The organism is Muriventricola aceti, from assembly GCF_025567565.1.
Classification (GTDB): domain Bacteria; phylum Bacillota; class Clostridia; order Oscillospirales; family Oscillospiraceae; genus Lawsonibacter; species Lawsonibacter aceti.
In genome coordinates, this window is the sequence record NZ_JAOQKF010000001.1 from 287292 (window position 1) to 305094 (window position 17803).

At 51.4% G+C, this 17803-nt stretch carries 20 protein-coding genes and 3 pseudogenes; 15 read left to right on the forward strand and 8 right to left on the reverse strand.

All coding sequences use genetic code 11. The features are described from left to right. Positions 1-65 precede the first annotated feature (65 nt). The 5 genes from OCV64_RS01510 (at position 66) to OCV64_RS01530 (ending at position 3767) form a co-directional block, all read left to right on the forward strand. Complete coding sequence (locus tag OCV64_RS01510; RefSeq protein ID WP_262669078.1) at positions 66-563, forward strand: TRAP transporter small permease; 498 nt, start codon at positions 66-68, stop codon at positions 561-563. Beyond that, on the forward strand, positions 560-1840 hold the full coding sequence (locus OCV64_RS01515; RefSeq protein WP_262669080.1) for a TRAP transporter large permease: 1281 nt from the start codon (positions 560-562) through the stop codon (positions 1838-1840). Before OCV64_RS01510 ends, OCV64_RS01515 begins: the two co-directional genes overlap by 4 nt. Positions 1841-2590: 750 nt before the next feature. Beyond that, the gene (locus OCV64_RS01520) at positions 2591-2806 is read left to right on the forward strand and encodes a hypothetical protein (RefSeq protein ID WP_186852410.1); all 216 of its coding nucleotides are present in this window, start codon (positions 2591-2593) and stop codon (positions 2804-2806) included. Between the two features lies 1 nt (position 2807). Continuing rightward, positions 2808-3473 (forward strand): biotin-independent malonate decarboxylase subunit beta, encoded by a 666-nt coding sequence (locus OCV64_RS01525; protein WP_207721907.1) that lies wholly within the window; start codon positions 2808-2810, stop codon positions 3471-3473. Positions 3474-3629: 156 nt separating this feature from the next. After that, a complete protein-coding gene (locus OCV64_RS01530) occupies positions 3630-3767 on the forward strand; it encodes a hypothetical protein (RefSeq protein WP_262669082.1) in 138 nt (45 codons plus the stop codon). Positions 3768-4260: 493 nt separating this feature from the next. On the opposite strand, the pseudogene OCV64_RS16105 reads toward OCV64_RS01530, so the two are convergent. The 8 genes and pseudogenes from OCV64_RS16105 to OCV64_RS01555 all read right to left on the reverse strand — a co-directional run bounded on the left by OCV64_RS16105 (position 4261) and on the right by OCV64_RS01555 (position 10278). Further along, positions 4261-4827: pseudogene (locus tag OCV64_RS16105) on the reverse strand (ISL3 family transposase). Further along, positions 4814-4996, reverse strand: coding sequence for a helix-turn-helix domain-containing protein (locus tag OCV64_RS16110; protein ID WP_394803812.1), 183 nt, complete (start codon positions 4994-4996; stop codon positions 4814-4816). The pseudogene OCV64_RS16105 and the gene OCV64_RS16110 overlap by 14 nt, the downstream one beginning before the upstream one ends. After that, positions 4974-5174, reverse strand: a complete 201-nt coding sequence (locus OCV64_RS16115; RefSeq protein WP_394803813.1) for a transposase family protein — start codon at positions 5172-5174, stop codon at positions 4974-4976. Before OCV64_RS16115 ends, OCV64_RS16110 begins: the two co-directional genes overlap by 23 nt. Before the next feature lie 156 nt (positions 5175-5330). Further along, the gene (locus tag OCV64_RS01535) at positions 5331-5669 is read right to left on the reverse strand and encodes a hypothetical protein (protein ID WP_262669084.1); all 339 of its coding nucleotides are present in this window, start codon (positions 5667-5669) and stop codon (positions 5331-5333) included. A 46-nt stretch (positions 5670-5715) separates the two neighbouring features. Continuing rightward, positions 5716-6858 carry an amidohydrolase family protein gene (locus OCV64_RS01540; RefSeq protein WP_186852416.1) on the reverse strand — a complete coding sequence of 381 codons (1143 nt, stop codon included), beginning with the start codon at positions 6856-6858 and terminating at the stop codon, positions 5716-5718. Between the two features lie 10 nt (positions 6859-6868). Further along, entirely contained in the window at positions 6869-8269 is a 1401-nt protein-coding gene (locus tag OCV64_RS01545; protein ID WP_262669087.1) for a sodium/glutamate symporter, read from the reverse strand. A 30-nt stretch (positions 8270-8299) separates the two neighbouring features. Then, complete coding sequence (locus tag OCV64_RS01550; RefSeq protein WP_262669089.1) at positions 8300-9262, reverse strand: 2-hydroxyacid dehydrogenase; 963 nt, start codon at positions 9260-9262, stop codon at positions 8300-8302. A gap of 14 nt (positions 9263-9276) precedes the next feature. Beyond that, positions 9277-10278, reverse strand: coding sequence for a beta/alpha barrel domain-containing protein (locus OCV64_RS01555; protein WP_262669090.1), 1002 nt, complete (start codon positions 10276-10278; stop codon positions 9277-9279). 166 nt (positions 10279-10444) lie between these two features. On the opposite strand from OCV64_RS01555, the gene OCV64_RS01560 reads away from it, so the two are divergent. The 10 genes and pseudogenes from OCV64_RS01560 to OCV64_RS01605 form a co-directional block, all read left to right on the forward strand. Beyond that, positions 10445-11404, forward strand: coding sequence for a LysR family transcriptional regulator (locus OCV64_RS01560; RefSeq protein WP_262669091.1), 960 nt, complete (start codon positions 10445-10447; stop codon positions 11402-11404). Between the two features lie 828 nt (positions 11405-12232). After that, positions 12233-12493 carry a hypothetical protein gene (locus OCV64_RS01565; RefSeq protein WP_262669093.1) on the forward strand — a complete coding sequence of 87 codons (261 nt, stop codon included), beginning with the start codon at positions 12233-12235 and terminating at the stop codon, positions 12491-12493. 92 nt (positions 12494-12585) lie between these two features. Further along, entirely contained in the window at positions 12586-12747 is a 162-nt protein-coding gene (locus OCV64_RS01570; RefSeq protein WP_262669094.1) for a hypothetical protein, read from the forward strand. Beyond that, positions 12734-12943 (forward strand): helix-turn-helix domain-containing protein, encoded by a 210-nt coding sequence (locus OCV64_RS01575; protein ID WP_186852422.1) that lies wholly within the window; start codon positions 12734-12736, stop codon positions 12941-12943. Before OCV64_RS01570 ends, OCV64_RS01575 begins: the two co-directional genes overlap by 14 nt. After that, the gene (locus OCV64_RS01580) at positions 12940-13305 is read left to right on the forward strand and encodes a helix-turn-helix domain-containing protein (RefSeq protein WP_186852423.1); all 366 of its coding nucleotides are present in this window, start codon (positions 12940-12942) and stop codon (positions 13303-13305) included. The genes OCV64_RS01575 and OCV64_RS01580 overlap by 4 nt, the downstream gene beginning before the upstream one ends. Positions 13306-13651: 346 nt before the next feature. Continuing rightward, complete coding sequence (locus OCV64_RS01585) at positions 13652-14209, forward strand: relaxase/mobilization nuclease domain-containing protein (RefSeq protein WP_262669096.1); 558 nt, start codon at positions 13652-13654, stop codon at positions 14207-14209. Between the two features lie 12 nt (positions 14210-14221). Next, complete coding sequence (locus tag OCV64_RS01590) at positions 14222-14485, forward strand: hypothetical protein (protein ID WP_186852425.1); 264 nt, start codon at positions 14222-14224, stop codon at positions 14483-14485. Positions 14486-14643: 158 nt separating this feature from the next. After that, positions 14644-15727: pseudogene (locus OCV64_RS01595) on the forward strand (tyrosine-type recombinase/integrase). An 814-nt stretch (positions 15728-16541) separates the two neighbouring features. Continuing rightward, entirely contained in the window at positions 16542-17387 is an 846-nt protein-coding gene (locus tag OCV64_RS01600; RefSeq protein ID WP_262669099.1) for a tyrosine-type recombinase/integrase, read from the forward strand. Between the two features lie 292 nt (positions 17388-17679). Continuing rightward, positions 17680-17799 (forward strand): annotated as a pseudogene (locus tag OCV64_RS01605) (zinc-ribbon domain-containing protein); the annotation flags it as partial. Positions 17800-17803 lie beyond the last annotated feature (4 nt).

A 17803-nucleotide genomic window follows, 5' to 3' on the forward strand; every position in this document is an offset into this window, starting at 1 on the left:
GTCTCTGCATAAGGATGACTCTCCACCTCCGGTAGGAAATATTTTGAAGCGAAGGAGCGCTGCGCATGAAGACATTGATTAAAGCTAAAAACATACTTTTGTTAGTCTATTCCTCTCTTGCCGCGGCGGCTATGCTCTTTTTGATTTATGCAACTTTTGTTCAGGTATTTACAAGGTATATTATGAACGCATCCGCAACGTGGACCGAAGAGAGTGCGCGTTTTGTCTTTGTTTGGTGTACCATGTTAGGTGCTGTTATAGCGCTGGACAAAGGGCTTCATGCTGGTGTTACATTTATTTCAGATAGAATTAAAGGAAAGGCACGCAAGATCTATGATGTGCTTTCTTACCTTGTTATCCTGACCGTAGCAATGATTATGTTAGTTCAAGGCTACGAGTTGACCATGGCCACCACCAAAATGCTTAGCCCCGCAATTCGTCTGCCATTGTCCTATCTGAATGCGTCAATAGCTATGAGCGGTTTTGGAATGATAGTTGTCGTTGTTTGCAAAATTTTAGAAGAGTTGACTGCGTCAAAAGAAAGGATGATGGATGAGATATGATTGGAGTTTTGGTATTCGGATCGCTTCTCATTGCAATGTTGGTCGGACTCCCAGTTGCTTTTTCCATCATCGTGGCCAGCCTTACCTACATAATCAGCAATGATGTGCCGCTGGTCATTCTGGCCCAGCAGTTGGTAGCCGGTGCCAACAGCTTCGTTCTGCTGGCCATTCCGCTGTTCACCTGTACTGGATATCTGATGGAACAGACCAGCTTGTCCCGCCGCCTGGTCGATTTCGTGGAATGTTTACTTGGCAATGTGACGGGAAGTATGGGTATGGTAACGATTGTTTCCTGTGCTATTTTTGCGGCACTTACCGGAAGCGGCCCGGCAACCGTAGCAGCTATCGGCGCAATTATGATGCCTTCCCTAACAAGAAGTGGATACTCAAAGCAGACATCGGCCGGTATGATTGCTTCTGGTGGTGCTCTTGGCCCTATTATCCCGCCCAGTGCGAACATGGTCGTTTATGGTGCGGCCATGGGTCTTTCAGTATCAAAAATGTTTATTGGTGGAGTGGTACCCGGCCTGTTTATTGCCGCAATGCTTTGTCTAGTTAATTTAGTAATCGCTAAGAAATGCGGCTACAAATCACCTGATGTGCGTTATAGCAAAAGGGAACGATTGAGCCGCATCTATAAGGCGCTACCCACCTTGGTGCTACCCGTCATGATTCTTGGCGGTATTTATGGTGGTATTGTTACTCCCTCCGAGGCCGCTGTGCTGAGCGTTGTGTATGCATCCATTTATGGCTTGGCGACTCGTGAGTTGACACCCAAGACGATTTGGACGGTCCTTAATAAGACTATACTTACTTCTGCCACCGTTATTTTCATCATTTGTGCAGCAAAGGTATTTGGCTGGGTTCTTTCTACCACGCGTCTGCCTGCCGTGATTGGTGGCGCAATCATGTCTGTAATCCCCAATAAATGGGTTTACACTGCCGTTTTGATGATTATTTTGTTTGTCGTCGGTTGCCTGATGGACACAATCCCCAGCATTCTGATTCTTGCGCCCATTCTGGTGCCCGTTGGCATCGAATTTGGTATGGACGAATTGCATCTAGGTGTGCTGTTCTGTATCACATTAACGGTCGGATTCGTAACTCCTCCTTTTGGTATCAATCTGTTTACCGCAGTTTCGACAACCGGCGAGTCATATGACTCTGTCGTCAAGGGCGTTTTGCCTTTCATGGTCGTCATGATGGTTTGTGTTTCTGTTTGTGCGTTCGTGCCGGGATTGATTACATGGCTACCAAGCCTTATGTATGGCTCGTGACATACCTAATCTTCACATGAGAACACTTAAAATCCGGTAATCGGCTGTCCTTAACAGATCTCAGCCTGCCTCCTACTTACCTGTGCGTCACACTAGCTATGATGATTAGTTGAGTCTGGCGCACAGGTTTTTTGTCTTTTCTTCTGAATCTGACAACTTCTGTAGCTCAGATTTTTTGATAGTCTTCTCCATTTCAGCTACAATTATTTTTTGAACTTTTTGTATTTTTACAGGAATCACGTCAACAAGCTCATACCCATAACGGTATAATGTAGGCGATGAAAATCAGCTCAAACGGAGGCAAAAATTATGCAAGACGATAAATTGTACAGTCCTAAGCTACCAACAAAACAGAGCAGTTCATCGATATATCTGAACTCAATGAATATGGCCGCCCAAAAGCGCACATATTCCTTAAATATTCGCTACACTTCAGCAGCGGGACACAGGAACCACTCCAGACGGTGACGATGACCAAAAAGCCTATTGTATCAATTGTTTGTCACGGTGCTCTTGCGAATATTACATTGGATTTTCGTTCCAAGGATGACGTAGACCTAGCAATGGTGCCTAAGCTTATAGAAGAGTATGAACACCCCATCAATTCCGTTCCACCCCCCCAATAAATTTAAGAATTGATAAAGGAGAGCGCAAGATGGCACTTCTGAATTTGAATTTTTCCTTTGACGGCACCCCTGGCGCCTCAATCTCTCAGGATTGGTTCCACAGTGGCATATAGCCTCTGACGGCATGGAGGTCCTACTCTTCCGTAGGGAACAGGCGGGAAAAGTCAACATTAAGGCCTATACCCTGGTAATCGGCTTCGACCGCATGTGGGCCAGGGTACTGGAGCGTTCCGTGGTCGACAGCGGTTGCGGCGACTTGGATCTGGAAATCAATGACAACAACGCTACACCTTTTATCGTCCAGCTCCGCCTGCGCCAGACCCTGCTGGATGCCCGATGAGGTGAGCAGGGATGAACTACACAAAGCTCAGGACAAGAGCTTTTTAGAGGCCACCGCTCAGGAGCGGGCCTACGGTCTGGTGAACGATGGTACTTTTACCGAACTAGTCGGTCCCCAGGACAAACTGACCAGCCCCCATCTGCCCACACTAGGTGAGGCGGTCTCCTTTGATGATGATGTGGTAACCAGCGTCGGTATGGTAGGCAACCGTCCGGTATTCGTCATCTCACAGGAGGGCCGCTTCATCGGCGGTGCAGTGGGAGAGGTCCACGGCGCAAAAATAGTGGGCATATTCAACCTGGCCCTGGCCGCCTACGAACAGGTGGCAATCAAGCACCCAGGTGATCTGGAGGAATACCGTCCTGCCATGATTATCTCCTTTGGGACGGGTGGCGTCCTCCTCCACGAAGCCAATGCTGGATGGCTTGCCCGCACCGAAGTAATGGATCAGATCCAGGCCTGCCATGGCAAAGCACCCGTTATTTCAGTCATCGGTAGCAAGGTGGGCTACTTTGGCGGCATAGGATTCGTGGCTACCGCCACTGACGCCATCATTATGAGCCCCCAAGGCCGCCTGGGTCCCACCGGTTCGGAGGTCATCGAGCGGAAAGGCAAGGAGAAATTTGACGCCTCCGACAAATCCCTCATCTCCCGCACCACCGGGTGAAAACACAAGTATATCATGGGCGACTGCAACGTCCTTAACAGGGACTAGGCAGGTGCCTTCCGCCAGAGCCTGGAAGGTCTGCTGGCCCAGAGCTATGAGCAGTTGTGCGCATGCCGCCGCATCGGCTCCTACCAGTTGGTAGAGGAGCAAATGTCTTTGGTTACCCAGGCGGCCCAGCTCGATACCAAAGACGTCTGGCAGTTCTATGGAAACTCTGACCCCGCCCTGCTGCCCGAATTGGAGACAGATGAATTTTTAAGAGCGGTACACTGTAGACCCAGGGAGGTACAGTAGGATGGATGTAAAAAATAGGGTATTTGACCAATCGTGTAGATTTGGCTTAAATCATCAGATGTGAACAAAAATTCACAAATGTGGGGAGGAGAAAATCGATAGAAAATTGAGCAAACCTAATGTCTTCAAATTCCCAAAATTGCGGCGAGGCCAGAGAAAAAAATAAATAGGTGTCAGGAAACGATACCATTATGTGGAACCACGTGAAATGAAGATAAAATGGCCGTACTTAAAAATCCATAAAACCTTCAAAATTCCCATGATTCTATAAAATTATCTTTGCTAGACTGGAACCCCGTAAATAAGCTTCTTCCGAAATATGATTGACCGACATCAGACACATGGCACGAAGGACCTCCTATGAGCAGCCATGGCCTTGCTTTTCAATCGTTTTTATGATGTTGTTTACGGATTCGGTATAGGTATTTGTACAGCAATAATCAAAGTACGATATACGATAGTATGTCGTACTTTCGCCGGACAAGCACTTTCTTTAAGTTGCTGAACTCCGGTACACTCGAACTAACGGTATCACACCATTTTCAAACAGGATCTCAGCTTGTACACGCCTTTCTGATTCGTAAATTTTTCGGAATTGTTCTTTTGCCCAGTAGACACGGCTCAGTGAAGGATATATGTCGAGCCACGCTGTTAACTGATGCTTCGCATCCGGCGATAAGGCTTCAAAGTCAGCCATGAATAAAGTACGCTCACGCTACAACCTTTTCTTGACTATCTTGTTATCGTGCAGTTTCTTCCGAGCGGCGTCCATGTGCTTATTTACGAGTTGAATGACATGGAATCTATTAATAACAACTGTTGCACATGGGAACATGTCTTTTACAGCTTTTGCGTATAACGGTGCAAAATCCATCGTGGCTACCCGGACAGCACTTGGATTTTCAAGGCTACGCAGGTAACAGTAAGCGGTTTCTGGTTTATTATTCGGTATCATATCAAGCAGTCTCTTATTTTCCTGGTCTGTAATAATTAGACGGAAATGCTTGTCAATATAAGCTTCGTCAATACCTATTACCCTTGGAGTACTATACATCGTCATACCGCGATGTTTTTCGCCCAGTCATCAAACGCCCTGGGACTGTTTTGTCTGAAATTCCATAATTATCTGCGATGCGGGTAAACGGTTCGCGCCGCAAAACTCTGCTGACGATTTTCGTACGCAGTCTTAAAGTCATACTGGTTTTATCAAGCGTCTTGTAACTCTGCATATAGGTCGCACCGCAAGACGGACACAAATATCTGGACACGAAGCTTTAAAGTAACCTGCATACCAGAATTCGGCAAATCACTTATGTACCGAGTTTTATAGCCATAGGCCGTCTGCAAGCCTACAACTCCACATTCGGGGCAGCGTTCAAGCTTTGCTACCGCCTCAATTTCGTACATCAAACATTTCCCATCTGCGGCTTATAAAGTCTAAGTGCATACAAATTCCACTAATCCGGTGGGAGCAAGAGGACCCATAAAAACACAATCTTTCGTGATAACCATTATAACATATCACACGGTATGTCGAAATAGGGTAAGAGCGATTTCTATTTGTTATCTGAAAATATACATGAAATGTCGCAACCCCGAAAAAGCACAAAGCCCCGGCGGAATAGCACCGCCGGAACCTTGATTTTTTCTGTCTGTGGCTTGTTCTGTGGTCAAAGCCCTGACCGCAAATTTTAAGAAAGCCAAAAAGTACAAAAAGCAAAGTAAAACCGCCCTTTTTAACCAAAAAGAACGGTTTTGTGGAGCTACTATCCGGATTTGAACCGGAGAGTTCATCCTTACCAACTGATTAGGAGTCTTCCAGTCCTTGATTTTCAACGCTTTCCGGACATTTTCGTTCCAAAAGGATAAGGCCTCCGGCACTCTTGTCTCCATTGTTTCCATCCGCTCGTTTTCCCGTGTGGGTCACGGTATAGGTCAAACTGATCGTCTAAAATTCTCCGTTTCGATAAACTATATCGCCCTCCCAGACCGTCAGCATAGGGACGAGCCGTTCATGCCCCATCACTTTACTGCTCCGCACATCTGAGAACACAAATTCGCCCAGTTCCCGCTTAAACACCGCAATATTTGCCCGGGCGCCAGGTCTCAAACATCCAATCTCGTCCTTCATGCCCATCTTTTCCGCCGGTGTGGCGGTGCAGCAGGTCAGCACGTCCGCAAAGCACATCCCAAGTGCCAGGAATCGGGACATCAGGTAGGGTAGAGAGATGGACGGCTCATAGTGGTATGTCTTTCGGGTAAAGTCCCCTGAAATAATATCCGGCTTGATGCCAGCGTCCAGGGCCGCAGCGGCGCAGTCGTGGCTAAAATGTCCTTTCCCGCAGGCCGATTCCAGTATGATCCCCTTTTGAACCGCCCGCTCCATTTCCCGGGAAACATTCCCGTCCTCCAGGATTCCCTTCTGGGGGGTGTACACATGGCAGAAGATGTCCCCCGGACGGAGAATGTCAATCAATTCCTTCAGTTCTCCCTGAAAGGCCGGTATGTGAACCGAGAGCGGCAGCCCGCATTTCTCGGCGATCTGTATTCCCCGGCGGAGGGCCGCAAAGCTGGTAGTCCCGCAGGCCTCCACAATTTCGCTGCTAATCCGTAGCTTCAGTCCAATAATCACCCCGGGGTAGTCCTGGCAAAGCCGGAGAATTTTCATCTCATTAAAGTATGCGGGATTTACATTCTCGCTGTGGTCCCCCAGACAACTCAGCCCCTCCGATACCAGGTTCAAGTACAGCCGCACGTTCCTCCGCTCCCGCTCCGACAAGCTACTGATAAAACTCTCTACGTTGGAGTCCCCAGCACTCCCGGCATCCACGGCGTTGGTCACTCCGTCCGGGAGGTAGTGGTAAAATTCCAGAGCAGTATTGGTGCCTCCACTGTAAAAGTGGGCGTGGAAATCTATCAGGCCGGGGGTGACCGTCAGTCCGTCCAAATCCAATATCTGTGCGGCTTCTTGGCATTCCAGCACTCCGACAGCAACGATTCTTCCGTCTTTAACGACAATATCTCCCCGTTTTCCCGTCAGGCCGTTTTTCGGATCCATCAGCTGACCGTTTTTTAAGATCAAATCTACCATAGTCTGCTCCTTATCTCAGGGCCTCTTCGTTCTGGACGGGCCGAGAACTGCTTCCGCTCAGGATGTCGCTGAACTTCCGCTCTGGATGCCAGAAGAACACCCGCGCAACCACCAGGAACACCACCAGCAACAGCACGCTGAACCCCAAAATGGTCATAGGCGATAGGGAAAATGCCAGTGCGGGCATCAGCATCACATAGGGCAGCGACCAGGGGTAGCACAGCGCCGCGGAGGCTGCGGCAGATTCCCGACCGGTGGTCTCAAACTTCGGATCCACAACTCGGAGCAGCATCAGTCCGGTGGCCAGCACGCCGCTCTCCAGGCCGTAGCTGGCAATAGCACGCTCGAACCAGTCGTCATCAAACACCTTCCAGGAGAAGTAGAAGTTAGTAATCAGGTTGAGCACAATGATGACCGCAATGGTGGTAATCATGGGGACAAAATACAGGGCAAACACCTTCACAGAGAGGGTTGCGATGGCGGAACAGACCAGGAAATCCAAAGCCACACCGGATATCCGGTTAATGGTGGCTCGGTCAATATAGTGGCTCAGGCCAGCTTTTTTCATGATGAAGGAGAGCACGGCGCCACTAATCATGGCGCAGGCAAAATCGGGAACGTTGCTAAGAATGGGGTGGATGGCGATTAGGCCCTTGGCCAGCAGCTTGGCCATAAGGAGAATGATTCCTACAAAGGATAGCTGGAGGGCCAGCGGATCCAGTGCGTCGTTGTAGGTGACTCCCATGCCGATGGACGTCCTCTCTCCCATGGGTACAATTCCCTCTTTAACGGACCGGGGTACGTCCTGAGGCTTGGACACCAGCTTGGCGTAGCCCCGGCGCACGCCAATGTTGATAATCACCATTCCGATGATGATGCCGGACAGCAAACCGGCAGTGGCCATGGTGTTGGCAACCGATACGCCGTCCGCCCAGCCAGCCGCCTCCAGGGCCGCCCCGGCGGCATTGGCCGTACCATGTCCGCCATGGAATCCATAGACTGGAGTCAGTCCGAAAGCCAGGGGGAGCTCTGTGTAAAACATCATCATAACCATCGCTACAATCAGGCCGGCCACCACCTGCACCTGGTGGACAATCCCGCCCACCGTTACTGCGGAGAGGGCCGTCCGCCCGAACTTTTTATTCTGGGTGGCTCCGAAGAAGGAGACACCCAGAACAATATTGACCAGCACGCCCGGCCACTTCCCAATGGTTCCGCCGATGGGCAGACTGACAGAGAAAAAGTGTCCCAGCACCTGAGGTCCAAGGAGCAGCCCGCAGAATCCACCCAGGAGGGAGGCGGGAATGTAGATATTCTGGAAGAATCTAATCTTTTTTCTCAAACAAATACCTAACAGCAAAAGAACACTCAAAATACCAAGATCGTACATAACGGTTGCAATCTCGTTCATTTTCGTCCCTCACTTCTTTCAATCTTGTCCTTATAAGTATGCTCGGTTCACCATATGCGCCGGCTCCCCTCCTTCCGCAAAGGCCCGGATGTCCTTGGCCAACATGGGAATGATGACGTCTCCGATGTCCGCCGTCCCCCCTCCGATATGGGGGGTGACGATGATGTTGGGCTCCAGGAGCAACTCATCCCCAGCAGGCAGGGGCTCCCGCTCCACGCCATCCAGGCCGGCGCCAGCCAGTTTGCCGCTGCGCACCGCTTTTGCCAGAGCCACGTCATCCACCAAACCGCCCCGGGCGGTGTTGATAATGATGGTGCCGTCCTTCATCCGTTCCATCTCCTTCTCTCCCAGCATATGGCGGGTGGAGTCCAGCAGGGGCACATGGAGGGTAATGATGTCGGATGTCTCGATGAGGGTGTCCTGGGAGACATAGGTCATCTGGAACTCCTCCTCCATCTCAGCAGGGAGGCGATAGGTATCAAAATACTGCACCGCAGCGCCGAAAGCCTGGACCTTCCGGGCCACCTGGCGACCGATGTTGCCGCCGCCTACAACGCCTACCAGCTTGTTATTCAGGCAGAAGGAGCTGTTGAGGTAGGTGTTCTTGCTCCACTCCCCCCGCTCCAGGCTCCGGGTGTGGCAGAGGAGCTTGCGCCCCACCGCCAGCATCAGCATGACCGCCAGCTCGGATACGGCTCCAGCATTGGCGCCGGGGGTGTTGGTCACCAAGATTCCCCGCTCTCCGGCAGTCTGGATATCCACCGAGTCAAAGCCCGCACCCCATCGCAGGATTATCTTCAGGTTGGGGTTACGGTCGATTACTTCCTTGGGCGCCTTGAATATCCGAAGGATCATGATCTCTGCGTCGGTCATGGCGTCGTAGTCCTGCTGCTTGTCCACCGCCCGCAGCTCAAACTGTTCCGGAGGCAGCATGGCCCGCAGCTTCTCATAAGTACCGGCGGGATACTGGCCCGCCAAAACGACCTTTAACATGTAGCTCCACCCCCTTACTTCAGCCCTGCGGCAGTCTTGGCGATGAGCTCGTCGGAGGGATTCTTCTGATCCACGGCGGATACCTCCACGATCAGCCGGTACAGGTTCACCTGGTACTCCTCTGCGGAGGCCTTGAACTTCTTCAGGAAGCTGGAGTGGCAGCCGGACAGGCCCAGCACCAGATCCAGAGGCGTGACGGGGTTGTGGTAGTTGTGGGCATCCATGGCGGGCTGGAGGCGCTTGTCGATGAAATCCAGCATACCATACAGGTCAATGTCCTTCATCTGTCCGTACCGGTGCATGATAGCCACGCACATCTCGGTGGCCAGATTGCCAGCGCTGCGGGCCATGCCCATGAGGCCACAGTCCAGAATGGCGGCACCGTTTTCATAGGCAGCCACCGCGTTGGCGGCGGACAGGCCCAGGTTGTTGTGGCAGTGGAAGGCTACGGGGATGGATACGGCCTGGGTGAGCTTTCTGGTATACTCCGCTACCTGGTCGGGGAGCATGGTGCCGGCGGAGTCCATGATGGTGATCTCGTCAAGTCCCGCCTGCTCCAGCTTCTTGCCCTCCTCGGCCAGCTGATTGGGGGTGAGCAAGTAGGCCTTCATGGCGGAGTAGAAGGCCTTCAGACCCGCCTTTTTGATGTCCTTGACCGCCTGGACAGCTATGTCGGCGTCTCCGGCATCGGCGCCCACCCGCAGGAAGGATAGGCCGCTCTCCTTGGCCAGAGCCACATTTTTCTCACGGTACCGCTTGGCATTGAGGAACATACCCAGCTGGGAGCCCCGGTCCAGATATTTCTGAGCAATGTCCAGATAGGTCCAATCCGTCTCAGCGCTGGTAAATCCGGCCACTTCATAAGCGCCGATGCCGCCGGCGTTGCCGAACTCAATGATGGGGACATGGCAGGCGGTCAGACCATCCAGTACCATGTCGGTGATTTCCGCAGAGAAACCCTTGCCCACCACATTGGCCCCGTCGCGCAGGGTACAGTCCATTAAACTCACGCTCATACTTTTACTCTCCTTTTCTGCCTACCAGCCTGTTCAATTGCATCATAGCATCTGGGCGTGATAAATGTCCAACAGCAGTTTTTTCACATTTCCACAATATAAATCTTGTGGTTCCCTTTCAAGCATGTTAAAATACCACAATAGTATTCTGCGTGGAGGTAGCACTTTGAATATAAAAAGCATTGAGTATTTTCTCATTACTGCAGAAGAGCTGAACTTTACCCGTGCGGCGGAACGGCTCTATATCAGCCAGCAGGCCCTCAGCAGCCATATCAAGCGACTGGAAGAGGAATATCATGTGCAGCTGTTTGCACGTAAGCCATCTCTCCATCTTACCCCGGAAGGGGAACAAATGGTCTTTTACGGAAAACAAATTTTAGACTCAGACAAAAAGATGCTGGCGGCTTTCTCCGACATCTCCACCAATTGCCGGGGGACTTTAAAAGTAGGAATTTCCAGATTGCGCAGCAAGGTCTTTTTCCCGGATATCTGGAAATATTATCATTCCTCCCATGAAAATATCTCCATCGAACTCATCAACGGCAACAGTGCCTATCTGGACGATCTCCTCCAGGCCGGCAAGCTGGATCTGTATTTGGGCATCAACATCCCTAACGCTCCCAACCAGCACCGGATTGTTCTGGCCCAGGAGGTCATCCACTGCTGCTTTTCCAAGGAACTGCTCATGCAATATTATCCCAATGTCTGGCAGAATATCGTCGCGGATTTCCAGCAAAACGGAGCATCGTTCAATCGCATTGCAGACTTGCCGTTCGGCACGGTTCGCCGGGGGAACAAATTACGGGATGAATTAGAGCTTTGTTTTTCCCGCAGTTGGAAACTAAACTTAATCTTTGAGTCGGAACAGCAGGATCTTATCTACCAATTTTCCAAAAATGGGGCCTTCTCCGGCCTACTGTCCCCGGCCACGTTTTACCAGTTCCGGGAAGAGCTACAAAATCTTGAGGGGGAATTTTTTATTTTTCCACTGCGCGATCACGTGCAAAAGAGCATATTCAGCCTGGTATACCGAAAGGACTATCCCTTACCGCGCTATGCCTCAGACTTTGTTCAGGTCGCCAGCATGGTGATTCGCAACTATTCCAAGTTTATTTATTCTAAATAATTGCATTAGCAGATTATTTAAAGAAACAGACCGGAAATAAGTCATCGGGAGCACAGCGGCACCCTTATGGACTACTGTGTGCCTTTTTCATGCATAAATAGATGACTCACTTTGCTCCCAAAAGGCGGACATTATTAAAAAACGGCTTCAATCATGAGTCTCTGCTTGTCAGTTTTCGATTACAATACAAGGAAAAGTCTTTTTCTTCTGCATTAACTCTCAAAGGATTTCTGCCCTGCCTGGCTGTATAAGGGGCTGTGTGCTACAAGCAGAGGCAATGTGGTATCCGTGTCATTCGACTCCGTTGTGCAGCTATGCGGTAAAATCGACCCACGCCAAGTGCAGCAATCAGGGGTGGGCGAGGAAATAATCTCAAATCCTGCACCGCAAAACAAAATAAAAGGCCATAGGTCATTTTGTTACGATTTATACATCCGAATATTTGTTCTATAATTGAGATAAGGTGAAAGCCAAAACTCGCAACTTTCCGGTGAGGTCCACACCCCAGTGGGACCTCAGACATTCATGAGCCTCGTAGGGCACAATGACCACCCTGAACGAAGGGAACTTCCATGAAGGTCTTCAGTATTTGGCGCTGTGCCGGCAGTGCGGATGTGTACTTTTCCGTTGAGAGCGGAAAGAACACGAATGAACGACACAGTCTTTGTGATCTACAATGGGGAGCCAGTATCAGTGCCAAAGGAGGTCGCACACTTCCTGGAGCAGGATTGAAAACGGCAGCAGGCACAGGATAAGCAGGACGACAGGCATCTGAGTAGAAGTGAGTTTGAAACGGTGCTGTTCTGTTCGGAATGTGTCAGGCATCCCGTGGAAGATGAAGCGCTCTGGAACCTCCGGCTTGAAAATCTGCGGAAAGCCGTCAAGGATCTGGGAGAACAAAGCTGCGAACTCATCGACCTTCGATATGGCAGGAAACTGATCATGGGGGAGATTGGCAAGGTCTACGGTATCTCAAAAGCGGCTGAAAATACTCCACGAAAAGTTGAGGAGTTCTGTCAGGTGACAGGGCCCCTCAACTTTTTTTATTTTTCTTGTTTACAAATCCGCTGCAAGCGTCCTTATCAGTAGAGGGTAAATTCTCAATCTCTGAAAATCTGGTTGTGGTTGAATGGCCGCAGCCAGAGTACCCCAGCAAAACCATAAAAAGGAGTGTATCGATCATGGATCAGATGCTTCAGTGCATGGAGGTGAACTTCCGTACCTGCTGTGATCTGCTGCAGTATCAGCAGATGAAGAAAGCCAGCGTGGTCAGAGACATGGATGAGTTTCTGGATATGCTCTATCCCGAGAACACAGAGGAGGAACAGGATGAAAGTATCTAAGTATAAGTCCTACGAGGACCTGCCTCTGTTTCTCAATGCGGAAACCGTGTCAAAGGTCCTGGGCATCGCACCATCGTCCTCCTACGATCTCCTGCACGAAAAGGATTTTTCCGCTCTGCGAATCGGCAGCCGTATCGTGGTGCCCAAGGAACAGTTCATCCAGTGGGTGAAAGAACACACAGGCGGTGGAACATGAGATACAACGACCACGGAAATTTTTTCTCTCTGCCCAATGAGATATTCCTCCTGGGCCTGAGCCCCGGTAAGCTGGCGGTGTACAGTTACCTGCGCCGGTGCGAAGACCGAGGGACGCACCAGTGCTGGCACAGTGGCATGAGTGAGAACACAGTGCGCAAGTACACACTGCGGCTGGAAGAACGAGGACCGCTCTCCATCGAGCCAACCGAAGTGGTAACAGCAACCAGGAAGAAACGAAACGGAAATCTGCGCTACACTCTCTGGCCCGTTCAGGAGTGGATCACAGCCCACTATGACCGCCAGATGGAGGAGCCGGAGATAGCCGCAGTGCGTCAGAGAGTTGCGGCGATACAGGGGTGAGCCGCTGTGTGCGGCTTGTCAGGGCTGGGGGACGAGGATATAACCTCACCCCTCAATACGATGCCTAAAAAACGCCTTATAGCGCAGCTTGTAACGAGAATCACAGGGGGGGTCGGAGGACAATGCCCACCTTCGGGTGGGGCAAGCATAGCGTCCGGCTATACGCCGGTCGCACTCGCCGGGGCAGAGCCCCGGCACCCCCTGCCCCCTAAAGGGGGGAGAAAGGAGCGAAATGCAGAAGAAAAAACATCCATTATTACCGCAAGGATGACTCCACAAATAAAGGCAGAGATCCAACATCGGGCCAAACAGGCCGGGATGACCGAAATTGCCAGGGGGGGCGGTGATGGTGTCTGTCACAGCGGTGCGGAACAAGAAACAAACAGCGGGAACGATGGCAGGCGTGATGAAGTATGTGGTCCAGGGCAAGAAAACCCTGCTGGGTGACCGATGGATGGTCACCGGACACAACTGCGTGGCCCAGTCCTTCTCTGCTGAGGATGATCTAACGCCCCAGGAGGTCAACGCCATCGGAGTCGAGTTCGCACAGAAGCAGTTCCCGGACTATGAGGTCCTGGTGGCCACCCACATGGACACCAACCACCTGCAAAACCATCTGTTAGTCAACAGCGTGAGCTGTGCAGATGGCAGAAAGCTCTACCAAAATGCCGCCGGCCTTCAGCGGCACCGGCAGGTAAATAATGAAATCTGTATGGCCCACGGGCTGAGCGTGCTGGAGCCGCCGAAGAAGCACACCCGGAAACGGCAGATGCGGCCAGGGGAGTATCAGGCGGGGCTCCGTGGTGACAGTTGGAAGCTGAATCTAATCCAGGCGATCAATGGTGCGCTGGAGTACGCAGACGACCGGGAAAGTTTTATCGAGAACATGGAGTACGAGGGGTAAGAAGTCAGATGGGTGCCAACTTGGAAGCTGTTCGCCTACCGCCAGACCACAGTCTTCTGCCCCGGCACTCTGGAGCCGGACGAGGAGTGGATGGGGGAACTGGCCGCCGGGCTGGTGCAGTTGGGCAGAGCGCTGGAGAGAGATGCAGACCTCCCGCAGCTTCCCACACCGCCGGTCTGGACAGACAGCAAGCTTCGCCGCCGGGAAGCGTTGAAGAAGCTGGCCTTGGGGCAGAAGCTGAGCTACGACACCGACCAACAGCAGACCATGCAGTGACTGGAGGACGCAGCAGCCTCTCAAGGATTGCGCCGCAAAACAAAGATAAAACTTTTTGCCACAAAGAAAATTGTAAAATCTTTGATAACTCCGGCCCAACATCGTGGCTATTTTACAGCGGCTGCAGTATGTTGTGTTGCTGATGGGAGGCAATCGATATGCCGAAGAAACGTACCAACGGCGAGGGAAATATCCGCAAGCGTAAGGACGGTCGCTGGGAGGGGCGGTACACCGCCGGGTACGATCCCAAGGCCGGAAAGTGGGTCAACAAAAATGTGTTGGGCAAGACCCAGGCAGAGGTCCGGGAAAAACTGAAAACAGCTATGGCGGAGTGTCAGGGGTTAGATGTCAGCAAAGAAACCGATGAGCACACGGTGGGCAACTGGCTTAAAATGTGGTACGAGCTCTATGCCAACCCCAACGTCCGCACCGCCACCGCAAACCGCTACCAGCTCATCATAGACACCTACACTGTCCCCCGCATCGGGAATATCAAATTGAAAAAGCTGACCACCCGGCACCTGCAAAAGCTTTACAAGGAGTTATTAGAAAACGGCAGAATCCACATCGGAAAGAACCAGAGCAAAGGATTCAGCACCACCACTGTCCGTAGCGTCCGCCTGATGCTCCACACCACCCTGGACCGGGCGGTGAAAGAGCGGCTCATTCCTCGAAACCCCTGCAACGACTGCATCGTCCCAAAGCCCCGGAAGCTGGATATGAAAGTTCTCTCCCCAGAGCAGATAGGGGCCTATCTGGAAGCCGCACAGCGGCGGGACAATCTGGATATCCCGAGCAAAACTATCTCAGTGAGCAGGCAGTACATCCGAAACCCTGACGGAAGTCTGGAACTCACCAGGCCCAAGACGGAGAATTCGGTCCGTCTGGTGTCTATCCCACAGACGGCGGTGGAACTGCTGATCCAGGAGCACGACAAACACCCGGACAACCCCTACCTGCTCCCCTTTCCCCTGACCGGAGAGATATACTGCCCGGGCAGTGTGGTAAACCTTCACAAGAAGATCCTGAAGGACGCCGGACTGGAGCATTTCAGGTTCCATGATCTCCGGCACACCTTCGCAACCACAGCCCTCCAGAACGGTGCAGATGAAAAAACGGTGTTCTCCATGCTGGGGCACTACGATACCGGGTTCACCCCCTCCACACCTATACCCACGCTACAAGGCAGAACAGGACGAGGCCGCTCAAACGTTGGGAAGCTTCATGGCACAGGTTATGTAGGACAGAGAGAAAATGCTGGGCAGGAAGCGCAAACTTCCCGTCCGGCACTCTTTAACCCTTTCTGCGTGTGGGTCAAAATGTGGGTCAGTTGTTTGACCCGCATTTTGACCCACACTGAAAAATCAAAATTCGCAACAAAAAGTCCTCAAAAACCGAAGTTTTTGAGGGCTTCTGGAGCTGCTACCCAGATTTGAACTGGGGACCTCATCCTTACCAACGCCGGTTTGATATTTTTTCTAATCTTTTTTGTTTATTTTCAGCACTTTCTACTCGAATCAATATACTTTCCGTCACTTTTTAGGCATACTGGTTCCGTACATTCCACCGCCGTCTGTGGCTGGTTATGTGGTCAATAAGCGGGGTCCGTTGGCGAAATCCAACGGGCCCCATCGATATTTTTGCGGCGTATGGAGATCATAAGAGATAGTTGCATCATCGAATAGCCCCCGCAAGGCGTGCTATGCTGTAAAACAAGGATAGGGGTTCCAAATTAAGCCATATTTTTTGAAAAGAGCAAATCGGAAAACTGCTCTATATTCACATCTGATTTTCTACATATTGGGTCAAATTTCCCTCTCGACTTTCCGACCGTTTTCCAGTATGGTTTGCTTGCCGGTCACAATGAGCAGAGGGGGATCAAGGATGCTGCAAAAATCGCTTCAAAGTCAAAACATGAATCAAGTGAATGCTTTTCCTCTGCCGGTGGGTATCCTACCAATACGGCAAACGGAACAGAAAGCCCACAGCGGAATTTGCCGCTGTGGGCTTTGTTGTACCCGTACAATAGTTGTAAGGACGATTGAGGAGGAATCTCATGAATGAGCACAAATCAATATCGGAACACATTTCGGCGTATGAACACCACCTCCGCTTGGAGGAAAAAAGCGCAGCAACTATTGAAAAATATCTCCGGGACATTTGGGCCTTCGCTCGCTGGCTGGATGGGCAGGAGATCACCAAGGAGCGGACGGCGGAGTGGAAAGCCCATCTGGCGGAGCGGGGCTATGCCCCCACCAGCGTCAACGCCATGCTCTCTGCCCTGAACGGCCTACTGGACTTTCTGGGCCGCGGAGAGTGCCGCGTGAAGTTTCTCAGGCTCCAGCGGAGGATGTTCCGGGACAACAGCCGGAATCTGACCCGAAGCGACTATGACACCCTCACCGCCGCGGCAAGAGCACAGGGCAAGGCGCGGCTGGCTCTGCTGATGGAGACCATCTGCGCCACTGGCATCCGGGTGTCCGAGGTGCGGTATATCACGGTGGAAGCAGTCAAAGCAGGCCGGACAGAGATTGCGCTGAAGGGAAAGATCCGTACCATCCTGATCCCCAACAAACTCTGCCGCAAGCTGCTGAAATACGCCAAACAGCAAAAAACCGCTTCCGGCGAAATCTTTCTCACCAGAAACGGAACGCCCATCAGCCGCCGCCAGATCTGGGCGGAGATGAAGGGCTTATGCAAGACGGCGGGAGTCGCGGCCAGCAAGGTCTTTCCTCACAACTTCCGACATCTGTTCGCCACGACCTTTTATAGGGCCAGCCGGGATATCGTGAAGCTGGCGGATGTGCTGGGGCACAGCAGTATTGAGACTACTCGCATCTATCTACTGACCTCAGGGGCGGAACACCAGCGGCAGCTGAATCGGCTGGGACTGGTTTCATAATCACAGAATTCGTATTCTGACATGACAATACGGACGCCCAAACCATAAAACTACATATTATATGGTCATTTTACCATAGCATTTCCAAAAGCACAAGCAAACCGACCATATTTTGGCATAAAAATATAAGCCACAAAAAGAAATGATTTTGTGGCCTGCTTTACTGCGGCTTTCTATCTGCTCTTTGGGCGATGGAAAGCCGTTTTTTATCCGTTTGGAACCTATTTGTCTACTGTGGATAAGCAAATAGAAAATGGAATACGAATTCTGTGATGAAGGGGGGTGATGAATCTTGCGCACTTCTCTCTACGACTACTGCGCAGAACGGAACGAGCTGGCCCTGCTGACCCAATGGCACCCGGTCAAAAACGGGCCGCTGACACCAAGGCAGGTATCCTACGGCAGTAGGCAGAAGA